The 20,476-nt window shown below is 61.2% G+C and carries 15 protein-coding genes; 8 read left to right on the forward strand and 7 right to left on the reverse strand.

Features of this window, described 5'->3' with window-relative positions; all coding sequences use genetic code 11:
- Positions 1-165: 165 nt before the first annotated feature.
- Complete coding sequence (locus ACP0KA_RS20370; RefSeq protein WP_424630538.1) at positions 166-1,149, forward strand: alpha/beta hydrolase family protein; 984 nt, start codon at positions 166-168, stop codon at positions 1,147-1,149.
- A gap of 9 nt (positions 1,150-1,158) precedes the next feature.
- Here ACP0KA_RS20370 and ACP0KA_RS20375 read toward each other — a convergent pair whose 3' ends face one another.
- From ACP0KA_RS20375 to ACP0KA_RS20385, 3 genes are all read right to left on the reverse strand, one after another.
- Entirely contained in the window at positions 1,159-2,013 is an 855-nt protein-coding gene (locus tag ACP0KA_RS20375; protein ID WP_424630539.1) for a transglutaminase domain-containing protein, read from the reverse strand.
- Positions 2,014-2,165: 152 nt separating this feature from the next.
- A complete protein-coding gene (locus ACP0KA_RS20380; protein ID WP_424630540.1) occupies positions 2,166-2,687 on the reverse strand; it encodes a Spy/CpxP family protein refolding chaperone in 522 nt (173 codons plus the stop codon).
- A gap of 138 nt (positions 2,688-2,825) precedes the next feature.
- Positions 2,826-3,209, reverse strand: a complete 384-nt coding sequence (locus ACP0KA_RS20385) for a hypothetical protein (RefSeq protein ID WP_424630541.1) — start codon at positions 3,207-3,209, stop codon at positions 2,826-2,828.
- Between the two features lie 450 nt (positions 3,210-3,659).
- Between ACP0KA_RS20385 and ACP0KA_RS20390 the strand changes: the two genes are divergently transcribed.
- Together ACP0KA_RS20390 and ACP0KA_RS20395 are read left to right on the forward strand one after the other, a co-directional pair.
- A complete protein-coding gene (locus ACP0KA_RS20390; protein WP_424630542.1) occupies positions 3,660-7,910 on the forward strand; it encodes an autotransporter domain-containing protein in 4,251 nt (1,416 codons plus the stop codon).
- Positions 7,911-7,985: 75 nt separating this feature from the next.
- Positions 7,986-11,345 carry an autotransporter domain-containing protein gene (locus ACP0KA_RS20395; protein ID WP_424630543.1) on the forward strand — a complete coding sequence of 1,120 codons (3,360 nt, stop codon included), beginning with the start codon at positions 7,986-7,988 and terminating at the stop codon, positions 11,343-11,345.
- A gap of 293 nt (positions 11,346-11,638) precedes the next feature.
- Here ACP0KA_RS20395 and ACP0KA_RS20400 read toward each other — a convergent pair whose 3' ends face one another.
- Positions 11,639-11,872, reverse strand: coding sequence for a hypothetical protein (locus ACP0KA_RS20400; protein ID WP_424630544.1), 234 nt, complete (start codon positions 11,870-11,872; stop codon positions 11,639-11,641).
- A 1,283-nt stretch (positions 11,873-13,155) separates the two neighbouring features.
- Here ACP0KA_RS20400 and ACP0KA_RS20405 point away from each other — a divergent pair.
- Positions 13,156-14,838, forward strand: coding sequence for a phospholipase C (locus tag ACP0KA_RS20405; protein WP_424630545.1), 1,683 nt, complete (start codon positions 13,156-13,158; stop codon positions 14,836-14,838).
- Between the two features lie 7 nt (positions 14,839-14,845).
- Entirely contained in the window at positions 14,846-16,198 is a 1,353-nt protein-coding gene (locus tag ACP0KA_RS20410; RefSeq protein WP_424630546.1) for a cytochrome-c peroxidase, read from the forward strand.
- 36 nt (positions 16,199-16,234) lie between these two features.
- On the opposite strand, the gene ACP0KA_RS20415 is transcribed toward ACP0KA_RS20410, so the two are convergent.
- From ACP0KA_RS20415 to ACP0KA_RS20425, 3 genes are all read right to left on the reverse strand, one after another.
- A complete protein-coding gene (locus ACP0KA_RS20415) occupies positions 16,235-16,453 on the reverse strand; it encodes a hypothetical protein (protein WP_424630547.1) in 219 nt (72 codons plus the stop codon).
- Between the two features lie 201 nt (positions 16,454-16,654).
- A complete protein-coding gene (locus ACP0KA_RS20420; protein WP_424630548.1) occupies positions 16,655-16,876 on the reverse strand; it encodes a hypothetical protein in 222 nt (73 codons plus the stop codon).
- A 71-nt stretch (positions 16,877-16,947) separates the two neighbouring features.
- Positions 16,948-17,844, reverse strand: a complete 897-nt coding sequence (locus tag ACP0KA_RS20425) for a helix-turn-helix transcriptional regulator (protein ID WP_424630549.1) — start codon at positions 17,842-17,844, stop codon at positions 16,948-16,950.
- A gap of 533 nt (positions 17,845-18,377) precedes the next feature.
- Here ACP0KA_RS20425 and ACP0KA_RS20430 point away from each other — a divergent pair.
- The 3 genes from ACP0KA_RS20430 to ACP0KA_RS20440 all read left to right on the forward strand — a co-directional run bounded on the left by ACP0KA_RS20430 (position 18,378) and on the right by ACP0KA_RS20440 (position 20,345).
- A complete protein-coding gene (locus ACP0KA_RS20430) occupies positions 18,378-18,977 on the forward strand; it encodes a hypothetical protein (RefSeq protein WP_424630550.1) in 600 nt (199 codons plus the stop codon).
- Positions 18,978-19,233: 256 nt separating this feature from the next.
- On the forward strand, positions 19,234-19,779 hold the full coding sequence (locus tag ACP0KA_RS20435) for a class I SAM-dependent methyltransferase (RefSeq protein ID WP_424630551.1): 546 nt from the start codon (positions 19,234-19,236) through the stop codon (positions 19,777-19,779).
- 80 nt (positions 19,780-19,859) lie between these two features.
- Entirely contained in the window at positions 19,860-20,345 is a 486-nt protein-coding gene (locus ACP0KA_RS20440; RefSeq protein WP_424631672.1) for a methylglyoxal synthase, read from the forward strand.
- Positions 20,346-20,476 lie beyond the last annotated feature (131 nt).

Genomic DNA, 20,476 nt, shown 5'->3' on the forward strand with positions numbered 1-20,476 from the left:
CTCCGAAGGCCTCCCTCGGCGCGACCCAAGGGAATCTCGCAAGCACGGCTTGGTCGTTTGGAAAGCCGAATGCGGATGGGCCTCGGCCTCCAGCCTCGTGTGTCGAGCGAGTCTGTGGTAAGCGGTTGCGCATTCTCAAGGGCATGTCGTCACAAGAGTGAAATGATGCGTCGGCTCTTCGTATTCGCCATCTGGTTTTTCTTTGCGGTTACTGTGGCCCAAGCTGCCGGGGTGAAGAACTTCGACATTCCCGCCAGTTCCGCGGGACCGGCGATCAGGCTCCTGGTTTGGACGCCTTGCGCGGAGCCGCCTCAGGAAATGGATGCGCGGGGAGCTACCTTTTTCGTCGTGCCCGGGTGTCCGGTCACCGGAGAAAAGCTTCCGCTCATCGTGATGTCCCACGGCCGGAGAGGGTGGTTCGGCGGTCACCACGACACGGCGGCAGCGCTTGCGGACGCTGGATTCGTCGTTGCCGCGCTCAATCATCCCACCGACACCATGCGTGACACGAGCGGCACCGACAGTCTTTCCGTGCTTGTCGAGCGGCCCGCGGATATGAAGCGGTTGGTCGACTACATGCTTGAGGCGTGGCCGGATGCATCACGCATCGATGAGAAACGGATCGGGCTGTATGGTTTCTCGTTTGGCGGGTACACCGGTCTCGTCGTCATCGGTGGCAATCCCGATTTGCGGAAAGGCTTGCCCAACTGCGAAACGTCGAGCCTGAGGGCTTGCAAACAGCTCGAAGGCGGCGAGCTTCCCGATCAGCCGATCACTCATGATCCGCGCGTCAAGGCCGCCGTCATCATCGATCCCTATCCGGTGTTCGTTTTCCCTGAGGAAAACCTGAAAGGAATAACAGTCCCGATCCAGTTGTGGAGTTCTGACCCGGCGCAAAAAGCCGACGGTCTATCCGGGTGCTGTGCTGCAGCGGTCAAGCAAAAGCTTCCGACGAAGCCGGACTACCATTTCGCAGAAAATGCCAAACACTTCTCTTTCCTCGCGACCTGCACTGCGGAGGAGGCGCAGGCAGCTCCTGCCATTTGTACCGACGCCCCGGGCTTCGATCGCGTTGATTTTCATAAAAAGCTTCACTCGGATATGGTCGCCTTCTTCCGCAAGCATTTCGCTGACAGCGCTCAGCCGTAGTGGGATTTATCACACCGCTCCGAAAGCATCCTGCGGAGGCGCGGCCCACGGGAATTGCGCAAGCACGGCCTGAGCAGCGTGCCGGTCGGGCGGGGCGGGATCGAGCGCCTGCGCCAGTGCGTCGATGTCCTGGGCCTGTTCCGGTGTCAAGCTGCGCGTCTCACGAAAGCCAATCGTTGGCCCCCAATTGTCCCACGGCAGACACTCGATGCCTGCAAGGGTGGCCGCATCGCGGATCACGCTGGACGCAATCCACCATTCGCCTTTGATGTCTGCGTAAGTCAGGCCGCATGTCGTTGCATCGATCTCGCCAGTGCGCACCGTTCGCCAGACCGATGGCGCCGACCGCCAGCCTGAAGATGGTACGTTGGCGACGTCGAAGGGAACGCGCATGCCGTCGCGCGCCCGCCGGCCGAGCTGGGCATCGAGCACCGCCCATTGTCCGTCGCGACGATATTCGCAGATATAGTGATCTTCCCAATGGCCCTTAGCGAAGTAGCTGGCGAAGCCCGCGCGCAGCCGCGCCGGAATACCCTGCGCGCGTAGCGCCGTGATCGCCAGCAGCGCGAAGTCGCGGCAGGTGACATAGAGGTAATCGGGAAGGTCGCGGTGAATGGAGAGCGGGCGCGCGTCGCGTTGAAGGAGCGTATCGAGCAGCAGTGCGCTGCGCCGCAGACTGCGGTCGTCCTCCGCATACGCCGGGACGGGAAAGCCGATCTGTCGCGCCACCGCATGGTGGATGACGAATTCTTCCAGCGCATCGGCAATTGCTGCGGGTTCTGATGGCAACTCGCCCAAACGCGCATGATGCGCGGCGGGATCGCTCCACTCTGTCTGCTGACTGTCCGCGGGGGTCCTGAGCATGACCGTACGCTAGCACGGATGCGGGATGATTGCGTGACAAGATCATTTGAGATTGATCGATTCCACAGCACAGGGCGTCGCCGGGCAATCATCTCGCCCACGCTCCCGCGTTATGAAAAAAGCAGGCTTCAGGCGCTCAACCGCGACAACTATCAATCATCGTCATAGTCATCATCGTCTTCGGCCTGCATCTGCCGCTCCTCGATGGCATCGCGCAGATCGCGAAGCACCACAATCGTCAGCAGAGCCATTCGCCGCTTCTGGTCCTGGGACAATGACGTGTAGAGGGGCTCCCACGCAGTCGCGAGTTTTCTTAAATCTGCGGAACGCTCGGCCAATGCATCGGCACGGCGATTTAGAAATTTCACAGGATTCCGGTCGCGGATGATCTCGATCGCGCTGCGGTCGCGGAATGCGGCGGCGCGCTCGCTCCACCGCTCCTGGCGATTTTTGGCGCGCGCGCGGATCGCGTCCTCCACCGCAGGCCAGAGTTTCTCCTGCTCGGGCGTGAGCTGAAGCGCGGCCTTGAGAATACCGATGCGCGCATCGGTCAGGGCCTTGCGATCTTCGGAACTGAACTTCATCCCGTTGTCGTTGCGCGGCGTATCCGCATAAGCACACGGTGACAGGGCAATGAAAAGTACGGTTGCGCCTAAAATGGCCTTGTTGATCATTGTGGCCTCCCAGTACGGCTGTTGAAAAACAACATGGGACGCCATGGGTAGCGGGGGGCAACTGCGCCGCGTTGACGCAAATCAACCGTCACGCATTGTGATCGTGAATGATGGCGAGGCGTGGGACGCGCTTGCGGCCTATTCTGCCGCTAAAGCAGCCGGTTTCTCTAGCTTGCGATAGAAACGCTCATAGAAGTCGTCGAATCCTTGCGCTGCGTGATGATGCCGATCGAGCAGGTCTTGTGGGGTCATCTGCTGCACAATCGTCTTCTCGCTCACGAGGCTGCGATTCAACGGGTTGGGAATAATTGCGACAATAGAGCCGCCGCGCAGGTGGTAGACATCACCGCATTCAAGGCAAATGATTTCCTGGCGGCACTTATGCTGCGCGATGAGTTCTGAGGCTTTCCAACGATAGCTCCATCCGCAATCGCAGCGAAATCTGAGCGTGTATTTTGGGCGGCGCCGGGGAAGGTAAGTGTCCAAGCATTTAAGCCAATGGGACAGTGTTGGCTCGTTCATGATTCCTCAACCAGTAGGCGAGGGAATCTTATGACGCTATGACCGTGCAAACGCAAATAAACGGTGCTCGTTGCTCAAAGGTGATCCGAGTGCTTGCTAAAGTCCTTGATATCTAATCGTTTTCCGCATGCGGGGGGCGCCGCATCGATGCTCGAACTCGCTTTGCGCAGCAGCAGCTCTGAACCGAAAACGGCGGGACCGGAACATCGCCGCAGCCCAACCGGTCCTTAATGAGGGGCGTCCCGACGGTATCCCGTCCCAGTCAGGGGCACATCAATCAGTTGTCATAATCCTCCCCGGCAATCGTTTGTTGCGCGGGGATCACACAGCGGCGCAATCTCGCTCACCCCGCCAAAATAACGCCCCGCGGACCAGCCCGGCGATGGTTCCATATCCCCCAGATAGGGTACGAAATCGGACATACTTTAGTGAAGCGCCGAGGCTGGTGTGGTGACGTTTGGAAGTGAAAAGACCGGGCAGGTCCAGCGCGGGGCATCTTCAGTTCAATCGCTGTTGGGAAGTACAGCGCTGGTGCTGGTTGCGGGCTTGATACTGGCGAGCGCATCGCCGGCCTCGGCGCAGCAGATCACCAAGGGCGGCGGTGACGGCGGCGGTTTCGTGGACGGTGTGGTCAGCGGCAGCGGCGGCATCGGCGGTGGCGGCGGGGGCAAAGACGTTTCGGGGGCAGGAGGCGGCGACGCGGCGTTGACCCCCGGCGGCGTAGCTTCGGATGGAAACGGCGGCGGCGGCAGCGGCCACGTCGGAGCGGCCGGCTCTCCCAATGGTGTTGGTGCCGGCGGCGGCGGCGGCGCCACCGGGCCCAATTCTGGCGGTGACGGCGGCGGAGAGAGCCTCGTCATTGGCGCTAACGGCGGCGACGGCTTCACCGGCGGTGGCGGTGGCGGTGGCGGCGCGGGTATTGTGGTTCCGAGTACGGATAACTTCACGACCAGCGGCGTCCCAACGGTTTCCGGTGGGGCCGGTGGCTTCGGCAAAGGCGGTGGCGGCGGCGGCGTCGGGCTGGTTTCGCTGGGTGGAGGGACAATTTTCGGAGCAGCCGGGACCACCATCATTGGCGGTAGCGGCGGCAGCCTCTCCGACTTCGGCGGCGGCGGCGGGGCCGGAGTCTTTCTCTATAGCGGCGGCGAGCTGCAAAACGACAGCACCATCCTTGGCGGTCAGGGTGGAGGTGGCCGTCTTGCCGGCGCTGGCGGCGCGGGCGTGCTGGCCAATCAAGCCGTCATCAGCAGCGCGGGCGCCGTCACTGGCGGCAGTGGCGGTAATGGCGTGGCGACCGGCCTTGGCGATGGTCACGGCGGGGCCGGCGGCAGCGGCATGGAGGTGTGGCAAAGCACCATCACGAACCTTGCCGGCGGCACCATCACCGGCGGCGCCGGTGGAAACGGAGCTTTCGGCGGATTTGGCACCGGCGGCGTCGGCGGGGCCGGCGGCGCAGGCGTGCTGGTTCGGAATGGCGGCGGCAGCCGGGTTGAGAACTATGGCGACATCGTTGGCGGCGCCGGCGGCGCGGATGATGGCAATGGCGGCCCGGCCGGCGTCGGCGGCGCGGGCGTCATTGGATCGGATCTCACCGTCATCAATGCCGGCAGCATCGCCGGCGGCGTGTCGGGCGATACGGTCTCACCAACGCAGGCCAACGCGATCACCTTCACCGGCGGCACCAACGTCTACGAAATGTGGGCGGGCTCCAGCACGAGCGGCAATGTGGTCGATCAGACCAACAACGGCACGCTCCGTCTCGGTGGCGATGTCACACCCGGCTCGGCTTTCGATCTTTCGCAGATCGGCGCGGCCGCCCAATACCAGGGCTTCAACAAATTCGAAAAAACCGGCGACAGCGTCTGGACGTTGAGCAACACGTCGACCCAGAGAACGGACTGGACGATTGGCGGCGGCACGTTGGCGCTGGGTGCGGGGGCCAGCTTCAACGCGGCGAGTACCGTTAATGTCAAAGCCGGGACGTTCGACATCAGCGGCTCCGGAGCAGACCAGACTATCGGCGCGCTTTCCGGCCTTGCGGGCAGCACAGTGGATCTCGGCACGCGCACGCTGATATTCGGCGGGACCTCGCAGGGGACATTCGCCGGCGACATCACGGGCAGCGGCGGAATCGTCAAGAACGGCGCCAACACCCAGACATTCACCGGCGCGAACTCCTTCACAGGCGATGTGACGATCAACGCGGGCACGCTCGCGTTGTCCGGCGCAGGCAAATTTGCGTCGACCGTCGGGGTGAATCTCACGGGCCCCGGTGCCGTTTTCGATATCGCCGGCAGCACATTGCCGAGCGTGACGATCGGCTCTCTCGCGGGCGGTTCAGGCACCACCGTGTCGCTCGGCGGGAATACGTTGGCCTTCGGAGACGGAGCGAACACGACTTACTCGGGCGTGATCTCGGGGTCGGGCGCGGGTCATCTCGTGAAGCAGGGCACCGGCGTCGCGACGCTGAGCGGCGCGAACACATTTGGCGGCGGCGTGTCGCTCAATGGTGGCGGCCTGCTCCTTGGCAACGCCGGAGCGCTCGGCTCCGGCACGCTGACCGTCAACAACGCTGCGTCGCTCGACGGTCTCTCCAACTACACGCTTTCCAACAACATCACCCTCAACGCAGACTTGACGGTGCCTGGCGCCACCGATTTGAGGCTGAATGGCGCGCTGTCCGGCGCGGGCGGCCTGATCAAGGACGGCGCGCAGACGCTGACGCTTGGCGGCACATCGAATTACACCGGCGCGACACTGGTGAGCCAGGGTCTGCTGACTGCGGGCGCCGCTCATGTGTATTCGTCCGGGTCGGCCTTTACGGTGGCGAACGGCGCGATGCTGTCGATCAACAATTTCGACCAGACCATCGGTTCGCTGGCCGGCGAAGGCACCGTCGTCCTCGGCGGCGCGACGTTGACGGCCGGCGCCGACAACACATCGACCACGTTCTCCGGTGAGATCGCCGGCGGCGGTGGTTTGACCAAGACCGGCACCGGCACGATGACGCTGTCGGACACCAATACCTATGTCGGCGCGACGACCATCGACGGTGGTACACTGCGGGTGAACAGCAGTGTGATGATGACAAGTGGTGTCACCGTAAACAGCACTGGCACGCTCGCCGGCAGCGGTCATTTGAATGCGGTGCAGGTGAACACAGGCGGCACCTTCGCGCCGGGTGACGGCGTCACGGCCGGTTCGTCGATGAATGTGGGAAGCCTCGCGTTCGCGTCCGGGGCGCAATACATGGTATCGCTCACGCCATCGACGTCGACCTGGGCCAATGTCTTTGGCAATGCGTCGCTGGGCGGTGCGACGGTTCGAACGAATTTCGCGAGTGGCGGCGTTTATGTGGAGAAGCGCTACACCATCCTCACCGCGGGTTCGATCACTGGTACGTTCGATCCTATCGTGGCCGGCCTGCCGCGGGTCTTCACGGCCACGCTCGACTACGATTTGAACAACGTCTATCTCGATCTGGCGATGAATATTCTTCCGCCGTCGCAGAGCGGCGCGAACATCAATCAGACCAACGTCGCCAACGCCATCACAAACTTCTTCAACGCTGGAGGGGCGATCCCGATCGCGTTCGGCAGTCTCACGCCGAATGGTCTGACACAGGCCTCCGGCGAACTCGGCAGCGCTTCGCAGCAGACGACGTTCCAGGCGATGAATCTGTTCATGGGCCTGATGACCGATCCGTTCGCGGCGGGGCGGGGTGTCGCGAACAATGGTCCCACAGCGTTTGCCGATGACAGCGAGAGCATGGCCTATGCGGGCCGTGCAAAGCCGAAGTCGCCGCGCGATGCGTTTGCTGCATTTACCAAGGCGCCCCCGGCTGCATTCGCGCAACGCTGGAACGTGTGGGCTGCGGGTTACGGCGGTTCGCAGACGACGGACGGCAATGCTGTCACCGGTTCGAACACCACGACCAGCGCAGTGTATGGTGCTGCCGCTGGTGCGGATTACTGGTTCTCACCGGATACCGTCGCAGGTTTCGCGCTTGCGGGCGGTGGCAGCAACTTCAGCGTTGCGAATGGTGGCTCGGGCCGTTCGGATATGTTCCAGGCGGGCGCGTTCGTCCGTCACAATTTCGATGCAACGTATCTGACTGCCGCAGTCGCCTACGGCTGGCAGGATGTCACCACCGATCGTTACGTGACTGTCGCGGGCGTCGATCACCTGCGCGCCAACTTCAATGCCAACGCTTACTCTGGCCGCCTTGAGTTGGGTCATCGCTTCCTGACGCCATGGTTCGGCGGGCTGGGCGTGTCGCCTTATGCCGCCGCACAGATCACGGCATTTGAATTGCCGTCGTATGCCGAGCGCGCGATCTCCGGCGCGAGCACCTTCGCATTGAACTATGGTGGAGACACCACCACGTCGTCACGCACTGAACTCGGTCTGCGCACCGACAAGTCGTATGCGCTCGATGGTGCAGTCCTCACGCTGCGCGGCCGTGCGGCATGGGCGCATGACTTCGATCCCGATCGTGCGGTCAGCGCAACCTTCCAGACGCTGCCCGGCGCCTCGTTCGTGGTGAACGGCGCGGCGCTTGCATCCGACTCCGCACTCACCACAGCTTCCGCCGAAGTGCGATGGATGAACGGCTGGTCCGTCGCCGCGACATTCGAAGGCGAGTTCTCCGACGTCACCCGCAGCTACGCGGGCAAGGGCGTGGTGCGTTACAATTGGTAAGACGTAAACATGATTGCCGCTAAACAAGTTTCAAAGATTGTGACCCGCCGTCATTCACTTTCAACGCAATCGCTGTTGAACAGCACCGCGCTCTTGCGCCTCTGCTGCGCCGGTGCGCTCGGGTTCACGCTTTCCGGCGCGCTGCTTGCGACGCCGGCATGGGCCGATTGCTCGCCCCAGGTGGCCGACGGCGTGACCGCGACCTGTACCGGCACCACCAGCAATCAAGGCGGCGGCGCACCCGGCACCAGCGCGGGCACTGACGGCTACGGTACTGGAGCTGAGACCGGTGTCACCGTCAACGTCAGCAGCGGCGCCGCCAACACGATCACTGGCGCCAATAATGGCATCAATCTCGGCGACGCGACGGTGATCAACGGTGCCGGCGCCAGCATCACCGGTGCCAAAGGAATCACCGCTAGTAGCGGCTTTGCCAATGTTACCAATTCCGGCACCATCAGCGGCACCGCGGGGGACGGCATTTCCGCCGCGACCGATGCGACGGTGATCAACACTGCCGGGGGCAGCATCACGAGTGGCGTCTTCGGAATTCACGCCACCTCGGGCTCTGCCGATGTCACTAATTCCGGCAGCATCGTCGGCACCGGCGGTTCCGGCATTGCCGCCAGCCTCAACGCAACGGTGACCAACAATGCCGGTGGCAGCATCACGGGTAATTTGGCAATTGGCACCAGCTCGGGTTTTATTAATCTCACCAATTCCGGCACCGTCACCGGCACCTTGTTTCAGGCCATTTCCGCCGCCACCGGCGCGACGGTGACGAACAACGCAGGCGCTAGCATCACAGGCGGCCAGTACGGAATCCAGGTTTTCTCGGGCTTTGCAGACATCACCAATGCCGGGATCATTACCGGCACCACCGACACCGCCATTTCGGCCAGCACTAACGCGACGGTGATCAACGCTGCTGGCGGCAGCATCACGGGTGCCGCCAGTGGAATTGTCGCCAGCTCGGGCGCTGCCAATGTCACCAATTCCGGGATCATTACCGGCAGCAGCGACATGGGCATTTTCGGCGCTACGAAGGCGACGGTGATCAACAATGCCGGCGGCAACATCACCGGCGGCAATTACGGCATCCTCTCCAGCACTGGCTCTGTCAGTGTCACCAATTCCGGCAGCATCACCAGCACGGCGGGCAGTTCCGCCGCCATTTTCGCCGGCACCGTTGCGACGGTGATCAATAACGCCGGCGGCAGCATCACAGGCGACACCTACGGAATCATCGCCAACGCAGGCTCTGCCAATGTCACCAATTCGGGCAGCATTACCGGCACCAACGGCTTCGGCATTAGGGCCGACACCAGTGCGATCGTGACCAACAATGCCGGCGGCAGCATCACGGGCGGTATTGCAATTGTCGGCCTCGGCGACGGTTCTTCGATCTTTAACGCCGGCACCATCAGCGGCGATGGCCGCGGGATCCGGTTCCTCGGTGGCGGGTCTTCGATCTTCAATGCGGGCACCATCAGTGGCGGCACTTCCTTTGCGATCCAGTTCAGCGGCACTGACAACACGCTCACGCTGGCGCAGGGCTCGGTCATCCACGGTGACGTGCAAGGCACCGGCAGCGATACGTTCCAGCTCGGCGGCACTGCTGCTGCGACGTTCGATGTCAGCGCACTTGGCGTGCTTGGTGGCACCGCGCAGTATCAGGGCTTCAGCACCTTCAACAAGATCGACAGCTCGGTCTGGACGCTGACCGGCACCAGCAGCTTTACCGGCGATGTGAACGTCAACGCCGGCACGCTGGTGGTGAACGGCGATCTGTCGGCGGCAGGCCCGCTGCTCGTGAATCCGGGTGGCACGTTGTCAGGCACCGGTACCGTCCCGTTCACGCTGCTCGATCACGACGCAACGCTCGCGCCGGGCCCACTCAACGACACCGGCACGCTGACCATCATGGATAGCCTGAGATTCTGCGACTGCAGCACGTATGCCGTGAAGGTGTCCGGTGCCAACAGTGACCGCGTCAACGTTGTCGCCGGAGGCTTCGGTCCCGGCGATGCCGATCTTGTTGGATTGGTGCGGGTGAGTTCGCCGACCGGAAACTATCGCTTCAACTCGGCCTATACAATCCTGACCACGCAAGGTGGATTGGGCGGCACGACATTCGACACGCTGGCAACGCCGAACGGCATCAGCGGCGTGCTCAGCTACACCAGCAATGACGTGTTGCTGACGCTGACCTCGCAGCTTGGGCAAATCGCAGGATTGAACGGCAATCAGCAAAAAGTCGCGACGGTGCTCGACACTGCTTTCAATGCGCCCGGTGGTAGCAGCGGCAGGCTCGGCGCGATCTTCGGCGATCACGTCGCGCAGAATCTGACGCAGGCCTCGGGCGAACTCGGCACGGCTTCGCAGCAGACGACGTATCAGGCCATGAATCTGTTCATGGGCTTGATGACCGATCCGTTCTCGGCGGGGCGCGGCGTCGCGCAAAATGGCCCGACGGCGTTCGCGGATGAGAGCGAGAGCTTGGCCTATGCGGGACGCGCGCAATCGAAGTCGCAGCGCGATGCGTTTGCGGCTTTCACCAAAGCACCACCGGCAGCCGCGTTCGCGCAGCGCTGGAACGTGTGGGCAGCGGGTTACGGCGGATCGCAGACCACCGATGGCAATGCCGTCACTGGTTCGAACAATACCACCAGCGCTGTTTATGGCGCTGCGGCCGGTGCGGACTACTGGTTCTCGCCGGATACCGTTGCAGGTTTCGCGCTTGCGGGCGGCGGCAGCAACTTCAGCGTCGTCAATGGTGGCTCGGGCCGTTCGGATATGTTCCAGGCCGGCGCGTTCGTGCGCCACAACTTCGATGCGACGTATCTCACAGCCGCAGTCGCCTATGGCTGGCAGGACGTCACCACCGATCGTTATCTGACTGTCGCTGGTGTCGATCATCTGCGTGCCAACTTCAACGCCAATGCCTACTCGGGCCGCCTTGAGTTGGGCCATCGCTTCCTGACACCATGGTTCGGTGGGCTTGGCGTCTCGCCGTATGCCGCTGCACAGATCACCGCATTCGAACTGCCGTCCTATGCCGAGCGCGCGATCAGCGGCGTTGGCACGTTTGCACTGAATTACGGTGGAGACACTACGACCGCGTCACGCACTGAGGTTGGTTTGCGTTCAGACAAATCTTATGCACTCGATGGCGCGGTTCTCACGCTGCGCGGCCGCGCGGCGTGGGCGCATGACTTCAATCCGGATCGTGCGATTGGCGCGACATTCCAGACGCTGCCCGGCGCATCGTTCGTCGTGAACGGCGCGGCGCTCGCATCCGACTCCGCACTCACGACGGCCTCCGCCGAAGTGCGCTGGATGAATGGCTGGTCCGTTGCCGCGACGTTTGAGGGTGAATTCTCTGATGTGACGCGCAGCTACGCCGGCAAGGGCGTGGTGCGCTACAATTGGTGAGGCTGCCGCGGAATCGCTGCCGCTTCTTGATCTGACATCTGAAGACAGCAGGTCAGGAGAAGAGGGGCTGCGTTGCGGCACAAAGGTTACCGGCCGGCCAAAAGCTTTGGAAAGAATGGCCAGCCGGTCCTGAGAGTCATCCGCTGTGATCAGGGTCTAACATCCTGATCGCCGCATCCGACGAACAGCCAACCGGAAGCTTTTACGCACGTTCCAAAAAATCCCGGCCAGTTCTGCCTCGCACCGGCCGGGCAGTTTCGCGTGTCGCTTTTCCGCGTGGTCGGTCGTTTCACTTATTCCAGCCCTAGCTCGCGGCGAATCTCAGCCTCGCGTGCACGCTGCCGCCGCTTCGCGATCCGCTTGTCCGTAAACGGAAAGCCGGACTCCTTGGCTTTGATCTGCACAGACGTCGCCGTTCGCCTGAGACGAGCCGCGGCTCGTAGCGAAGAAGCTCCGGCCTCGACGAGCTTTCGCAGTTCTTCAACGTGCTCGGATGTCCAGCTTCGATTGGTCAGATGAGATCTCATTCGATTTTTCCATGGGGGGCTGCAGTTCTGTCGAGCTGATCCAGCCTTCCATCACGGCTGAACTTTCGAGCCCCTCGGCTTGCCGCAACAAGCCATCCCGCGCGCGCCCCCGCGGAAGCGTGTCTGCTTCAATTCGAAGCTGTGCAGCCAGGCTGCGTAATTGAGCTTGGTACGTTGATTGGATTCTGGTCATTGGACTGCTCCGCTGTGCGAGACAGGCGGGAGCACGATCGGTCTCTCTGTTACCGGCGCCCTTGAGGTTCGTGCCGGCAATGGCCGATGATGCGCCTTAATCCCTTCGGCGACTACTCAAAAGATTCTTTGAGGCGCCGGAACAAACGTATCTGGCTGGTTGAGCATCCTCTCGATTGCGCGGTGAAGAATAGATCACAGGCGTTGACCCGCTTCACTGCTTTAGCGGTCCCCGCCGGAAATCTCGCTATGTCATCTCCATGAGATCGTCTGGTCACAGACTTTGCGCATGTTGTGTGATGCGTGCCTGAAACGATCATGACATCGGCTTGGCATGGTGAGGCGTGGAGTGCGGCCTACGTGCCTGCGTTCGAGCCACTTGGAACTAATCGAGCGGAATTCGACGTAGTTGCCATAGAGCGCGGGCTGCAGCGGGCACGTCCCGGTTATCTCTCCAGCAAGAGTCCGGTCGCAGCGATAAACGCGAGAAAATGACGATCGTCATCTGAATCTCGAGAAGATGGGCCTTGTCGACAAGCGAGCTCGCCGCGTGGATCTATGTCCAAGCGCTATTGTCCAAGCTTTATTTGTCCAAAAGTCATTGCCAAGGCGTGTTGCGATGCCGCGTTGCGACTTCTCGTTGCTCCCGGGCGCGATGGTGTCGTCCAAGAATTCGCGCTTGCAACGAATAGAGCATCGTAATGCGACATAAAGAGACGAATCTCGTCTTTGGAAGCCCGGTGTCTTTTTTCTGAAATCAAAGCTTCGCAATTCGCAGCGAAGAATACCAGGCGCCGTCGATCATCAACGGCATGCGGGCGCTGGGTCCTCGCAGTCAAAGCGATTTCGTCGCGCGCAAGTCTATGTCCAGGAGTCTTGCTGAGGCGGTTGCCGGGGTTATTGCCAAGCCTGTCGCCAAGACTCGCTGTGATGTCGCGCGGCCGATTCTCGTTGCTCTGAAGCGCGCCGGCCTCTTCGAAAAGATGCGCTTGCTGTGAGCGGATTATCGTAATGCGACATGTTGACACATGACCGTCATTGCCGCCGGTTAGAAACGCGCCGCGCTAAGCCCATCTCTTTTCGAGGACCAGATGAAAAAGATTCTCCTGTCCACCGTCGCGATCATTGCTGTCGCGGCTGGAGTCAGCGGCTCGCTTGCCGCAAAAAATGATACCCAGGTCAGCCCGCAGAACGCGGCCAAGACCGCGACGCCAATCAAGCATCTCGTCGTGATCTTCGGCGAGAACCGCTCGTACGATCATTATTTTGGCACTTACCCGCATGCGACCAATCCGCAGGGCGAGCCGGCCTTCCAGGGCGCTGCGAACACGCCGAAGTCAAACAATTTCATCGCGAACCCGACGCTGCTGTCCATGAACGGCAATTCCTCGCCCGCGCTGAACGGCTCCGATGCCGCCAATCCGTTCCGCCTCGATCGCTCGCAGGCGAACACTCAGTCGCAGAACCATGCCTATACGGCTGAACAACAGGCCTACGACAACGGCAAAGCCGATCTCTTCCCGAAGTTTACCGGGCGTGGCACCAGCGGCAGCGCCGGCGCGTTCGGCACCAAGGGCCAGGTGATGGGCTACTTCGACGGTAACACCGTGACCGCGATGTGGAATTACGCGCAGAAGTTCGCGATGAGCGACAACGCGTACACCGACGGCTACGGTCCATCGACAAACGGTGCGATCAACGTGATCTCCGGCCAGACCAACGGCGTGCAGTTCATCGTCGGTTCGTCGCCGTCGAACGTCATCGCTGACGGAGCGGGCGGCCAGACGCTGATCGGCGACATCGATCCCGGTTTCGACGTCTGCTCGAGCAAGACGACCGCAGGCATCCTGACGGGCAAGAACATCGGCGACCTGCTGAACGCTGCGAACCTCACCTGGGGCTCGTTCATGGGCGGCTTCAGCCTCGTTGCTAAGAACGCAAACGGCACCACCGACTGTAAGCGCTCGACATTCAACGCTGTCACCGGCTCCAGCCCGGCTGACTACATTCCGCACCACGCCTGGTTCCAGTATTATGTGTCGACCGCCAATCCGACGCATGCTCGTCCGGGTTCGATCGAAGCTGTCGGTTACACCAAGCTGAACGGCGCCGTCGATCCGGCCAATCACGGCTACGATCTGCAAGACTTCTACGATGCAGTGAAGGCCGGCAACTTCCCGTCGGTCTCGTACATCAAGATGCCGGCTTACCAGGATGCCCACGCTGGCAACTCCGACCCGCTCAATGAACAGTTCGGAAACGTCGAGCTGATCAACTTCCTGCAGCAGCAGCCGGATTGGGAAAGCACCGCCGTCATCATCACCTACGATGACTCCGACGGATGGTACGATCACGCTTATGCCACCCCGACCACGGCGTCCTACGATGCAACTGCCGATCAGGTGAACGGCCCCGGACAGTGCGGCCGCGGCATCAATCAGCAGCCGCTGCCGATGGGCGTTAACGGCAAACCGGTGAACGGCCGCTGCGGTCCCGGCACCCGCGTGCCCTTCATCGTGATCTCGCCTTTCGCGAAGCAGAACTACATCAGCCACGCCCGCATTTCGCAGGCGTCCGTCGTCCGCTTCATCGAGGACAACTGGCTGAACGGTCGTCGTATCGGCGCCGGCTCGCTCGATGCCCAAGCCGGCTCGATCCTGGACATGTTCGACTTCCAGAACGGCAATGGCCACCGCGCCCCCGTGCTCACGCTCGATCCGTCGACCGGCGTTGAGACGGCGGCGGCGAACAACGGCCTCGCTCGCGGCCACTGATTGCAGCATGATGCAACACAGCCGCATCGTGTGGCTCCTTGGCGCCGGCCTTAGTCTGGCCGGCGCCGTCTTCGCCGCCGAACCTCAAGATTCGGTCGGCGAGAACCCACACCCGATCCAACTCGTCCGTCCTCACGCCGCGCCCTTGTCTGCGATGGCGCAGCTCGGCCAGAAGGTTTTTTACGACGCGAACCTGTCCTCTTCGGGCAAGCTGTCCTGCGCGTCGTGTCATAGCCCGGAGCATGCCTACGGTCCGCCGATAGACGGCCCGGCCATGTTCGGCGGCCCCACGCTGTCGCGCCAAGGCGCGCGCGCCGTTCCTTCGCTCACCTATCACGAGCGGGAGCCGAGCTTCAGCATCGGCCCTGAAGAGGAAGAGAACGACGAGCCGATGGCCTTGGCGCAGAAGGCTGCGATCGGTCAGAAGTCCAGGCGCGCGAGAAAGACCGCGACACAGACGGCACAATCCGCGGTCAACATCGTGCCGCAAGGCGGCCAGTTTTGGGACGGTCGCGCCGATACATTGCAGGCGCAGGCCAGCCTCCCGCTGCTCGATCCGCGCGAGATGGACGGCGGCAGTATCGAGCTGGTGGCGACGAAGCTGCGCGATTCAGCTTACGCGAAACGCTTCACCGAACTGTTCGGCGAGAGTGTTTTCAAGAGTCCGCAGCTGTTGGTCTCCGAGGCGATGTTTGCGGTTGCGCGTTACCAGATCGAAGAGCCGAGCTTCCATCCCTACACCAGCAAGTACGATTACTGGCTGGAAGGCAAGGCGCGCCTTAGCGCAAGCGAAATGCGCGGTTACAACTTGTTCAACGATCCGGACAAAGCGAACTGTGCCGGCTGCCACGTGAGCAAGCCGAGCAAGGACAATCTACCGCCGCTGTTCACTGACCATCAATACGAGGCGCTCGGCGCGCCGCGCAATACGGCACTGGCCGACAACAAGGATCCGGCTTATTTCGATCTCGGCGTATGCGGGCCCTTTCGTACCGATATCGCGGACCAGAAGCAGTATTGCGGCATGTTCCTGACGCCGACGCTGCGCAACACCGCGATACGACACGTCTTCTTCCACAATGGCGTGTTCCGCACCCTGCAGGAAGTGCTCGATTTCTATAATTTCCGCGATACGAATCCGGAGAAGGTCTATCCGCGTGCGGCGGACGGCTCGGTGCAGCAGTTCAACGACATTCCCGTGCAATACCACGCTAATGTCGATGTGATCGATCCGCCGTTCGATCGTCTCCTTGGCGAGACGCCGGCGATGACGGGGCAGGAGGAGGCCGACATCATCGCGTTCCTGCAGACACTCAACGACGGATACAAGCCCGGCGGCGGAGACAAGGCAGAGAAATGAGGCGGGCGCCGGCCTCGCGGCTTGTATGGCGTGCGGTCAACGTCTCGACGCGTAAGGCTTATGGCATCCATCGCCCCGCGACAGGTCGACGTCCTTAACTATTGCAACGTGGTAACCGGCTGAGATAATCCGATCTTCGTCATCGGGTATTGGGACGTCGGTAACCAGCCCGTCGATGAGAGCAGCCTCCCAGACCTCCTTTTCCGTCCCGAAGGCGGAGCCGATCTGCTTGTGGTCCTTAAAGAGTGCGTACATGCGAGCCTCCTCAAGCCCGGCCTCTTCAATCCTATGCGCTTCTCAAATTAAAACCCCGCCAGTTACCGAAGTAAGCTGACGGGGCTTAGTTGCTGATACTTCGGTCGGATTTCTCCCTGATCATACCAGCAATTATCAACGTCTATGCGGAGTGCTCGTTCCTGCGCAGACAGCTTTTTTTGATAGGACCAAAGTCGGCGCTCAGACGAGCATGAGGTGCGGGCGCAGCTCTTCTTCCGCCTTTCTCGCAAGACGATAGTCCTCGAGAAACTCGATGTTGGTGTAGGCGCCTTGCTTCGCGAGCAGGTGATAGATGCGTCCGATATGGCGCAGCCAAAATCTGGAAGGGCCGGGCGGAAGGGCGCGGGCTTCCATGATCGTCCGTCTCGCGTGCGCCAGCAGATAGTCGGTTGAATCTGACATACGGAGCCAACGTGCGGGCTCCGCACACGTTCCTGGGGTTCCCGGCGGAACCAGCCCTCCGAACGGGGGTGTTACCGCATGCCCTCCAAGCCGTGCGCGGCGGCATCAGCACGCGACAAAAGTGGGGCAGGCAATTGGTCGGTCCGCTCGAATGCCTGGCAGTCGTGATCAAGAACGGTTGTTCGGAAAAGCTGCTGCGGAGTCTGTCCGACAATGGCGTCGAAATCGTTGATCATGTGTGCCTGGTCGGCAAAGCCGCAGGCATAAGCGATATCCGCCCAGGCAAAGCCTGCCTGCCGCATCGTCAGAATCTTCTCGATACGTGCGACGCGTGCAAACTGCTTCGGACTAGCCCCAAACATCGCCCGAAAGCAGCGCGACAAATGCCGTTCACAGACATCCAATTGCGCCGCAAGGCCCCGCACGCGCAGTGAGGGGGTGCGTCGCAAACATTGTGCAGCCTTGCATACGACGGCGTCCGCCCGGGACTGGCGTAGGTTTTGCAGCAAGAAACTTTCCATGCGCGCAAAGCGCGTGGCGCTGTCCGGAGCTTCCATCAGCATCTCTTCCAGCAGCGACACCTCGCTCGCCTTGAAGACATCGCCCAGATCAATCTTTTCATTGATGAAACCCTGCAGCTCGCAGCCAACGAGGCGAGCGGTGGCTTCCGGCTTGAGGCGAACGATGACAACGCCGAGCGGGCCGCATGGCCGTACCGTTACGACGCCGGTCTCGAGCGCGGTCATCACGTGCCCGTACCGTCGATGCCGATAACCGGCGGAGCCGAAATGCCGGTCCGACCGTATCGGCACGCGATATTGCGCGATGAGATAGGGGGTGGTGCTGGGCAATGCCCTGGGCCTGAATGCGCGCGCCACTTTTTCATCGGGAACGTCCCAATCCAGGATCTGCTCGACAATATCCGCCAACGCGGGATGTGCCTGGATGAGCTTGTGAGGTTTCGGCATTTGGGGCTGCTCAACGGTGGCGCCCGATTTCTCCCCGTGTTGCGGACAACGCATTGGTCGCGGTGCAGACTGCTCCTGCCACGCCGATAATGTCATGTATCCCTCCTGGCTGGTCCACAGTTCGGGTTTGGCTGTCTCTGACCGGCGTGAGACGCTCCATCATTCGCGTGAAGCGCGCCGAGCCGATGCCGAGCTCTCCTTCACGGACCAAGACTTGTTGCTGACGACGATGTTCTGAGAAAGGTGATCTAACCCGATCCAGTTTCGGGGAACGCGGTTACACGGCGACTACCGAACGCGTGGATTTCGATTACAGGCGAAACCGGCGGATGGCGACATTGCGGCAGCCCAAAAGGGCGAGAACCAGCCGCGGAGAGCCCAACCGGGAGTCCGGTTTTTTCAATCCTTCCGCTTTCTGCATCCGTAGAACTTCGCACAACAACGGACCGGATGCGATTGCGCTGGAGTGGGACGTCGTCTCCCTCGTGATTGACGCCACGACGCTCCGTCACTGAGTTGCGGGAACAGCACACATGGTCCAGCCATCGGAAGCCGAATTCAAAAGCGGGCAGGGCGACGGCGTGGAAGCATCTGAGACGAACGTCACTCGCCTGCTGGTGCGGCGAAGCGCGAAATCGCGCGGTGCAGAAGCCGTTCTCACCATGCTTTTCTCGGCGGTGTTTCTATTCGTCGCGACCAACGTTTCGAGCGGCTCCGACCCCAACATCATTTTCGGTATGCATGACGGAAACTCGGCCACCGTCACCTCCGGGCTTCCTCCCGATCACCCTGTGGGGACAAAGGCAACTGTGGCCCTTCTATCGTTCAAGCGGACAGTTCATCTGCATGAGCCATGTCTTTCGGCGTTCATTGTCGACTATCTCCCGGGCGGTTCGGCGGTTCTGCATCGATCGCCGACCGCGGGATATGTCCTGGTTCACGTGCTGTCGGGCGAGATTCGCGCGCAGGCCTGGGACGCGGGGATGGGCACATATCGTCCCGGTCAAACATGGGTTGAGTCCGCCATCGCAAACAATATCGTCACCAAGAACGCCAGCACTGTCGCACCGGCGCGGGCGCTTGTCGTTCTCATGACGAATGAGACAAATTCTCAGAGATCAGAGGATCGCTAGCCGATGCAGAGCGGCGCGGCGCGTCGTCACCGTTGGCTCAACGACAACGCGCCACTTACTGCATCTGCGAGTCTGATTTTTCCAATCTATCCGCAACCGGATGACCTAGAAACAAGGACGGCGGCTTTAGTGCCGCTGCCGGCGCCGAGGAATTGTCGCTCGCTGCGCCGGCCAGAATGGAAGTTCTCAAGCGTTCGTCGCTGTTCAAGGTTCGAAATTGAAAACTGAAGCCCATCCCAAATCGAATGAGAAGCCAATGCGTAAACTCTTCAAAAAGTTCGATATGCAAGTCGCAACAGTCAACGCTGCTGCCTCGAAGCTGAGTGATCCTGAAGTTGGTACTCCCGGAGTTGAAGTGACGCCCGCCGGACTTCGTGTCATCGCGGCGGTGAATCTTGGCGAAGACGTTTTGAAACGATGCGGTATTGAGCACGGCATGCGTGTCTTCGATCTCGAATGCGGAGTCGGTGATGCCTCGCTTGCGATCGCGGACCTAGTTGGTCCGGCCGGTCTCGTGGTCGGAATCGACCAATCGGCGGCAGCCATCGACATCGCAGAAAGGCGCGCGACAGTCGCCGGTCAATGCTACTGGATGCGCTTTGTCACTGCCGATCTCAACACCTTCGTTCCCCCTGAACGGTTCGATGCCGTGGTTGTTCGGCTGAGTCTCTTTCGCCAAGGCGTCAGCACCAGCTTGTTGCGGCTCGCCGCCTACGTCCGTCCGTACGGCGTCATCGTGGTCGCTCCGGACACGTCGACCGAAGATGCCGATTTGATTCTTTCCCGGATTGGCTCGCGATGATCCTGGATGTGGCGGTGAGTTGTATTGATTGAGTTGCATGGATGTTCGACCGGAGGCAAATGATGCAAAAGACCATTGCGATGCCGAGCAGGAAGACGATTGCCTTAGTCGCACACGACAACAAAAAGGAAGAACTGGTCGCGTGGGCAAAGTTGAACCGCAAACTATTGGCCCGACACTCTCTGTATTCCACATGGACGACCGGTCAGTTGCTGAAGACGAGGCTCGGGCTGAAAGTGACGCTGCTGGAAAGCGGGCCGTTGGGAGGAGATCAGCAGATCGGCGCCCGAATCGCGGAAGGCCAAATCGACTTTGTGGTTTTCTTTTCAGACCCTTTGCAGTCTCACCCGCACGACGCCGATGTGAAAGCGCTCCTTCGCATCATCGTGGTGTGGAATATCCCAGTCGCCTGCAATCGCGCGTCCGCCGACTTCATCGTTTCTTCGCCACTGATGGCGACGGAATATGAGCGCCTGGCTCCCGACACATCGAGACACCGCGTCCGCCTGCCGCTCAGCGCCGCCCTTTCGGTGGCAGCAGATCATGCGCATTTAGCCAGCCCTTGATGCGCGTCATTGGCGCGGGATTTATGGGCGCGGGGTTCAGTGTCGGCTTTTTGGTCTTGATGCGGGAGATGGATGATTTCTCGCGAAAGGATAGTGCGAATTCGCGCAGCCGTTCACGAAGCGGCGATTGA

Origin of the sequence: Bradyrhizobium sp. SYSU BS000235 (assembly GCF_049747295.1) — a bacterium.
Lineage (GTDB): Bacteria > Pseudomonadota > Alphaproteobacteria > Rhizobiales > Xanthobacteraceae > Afipia.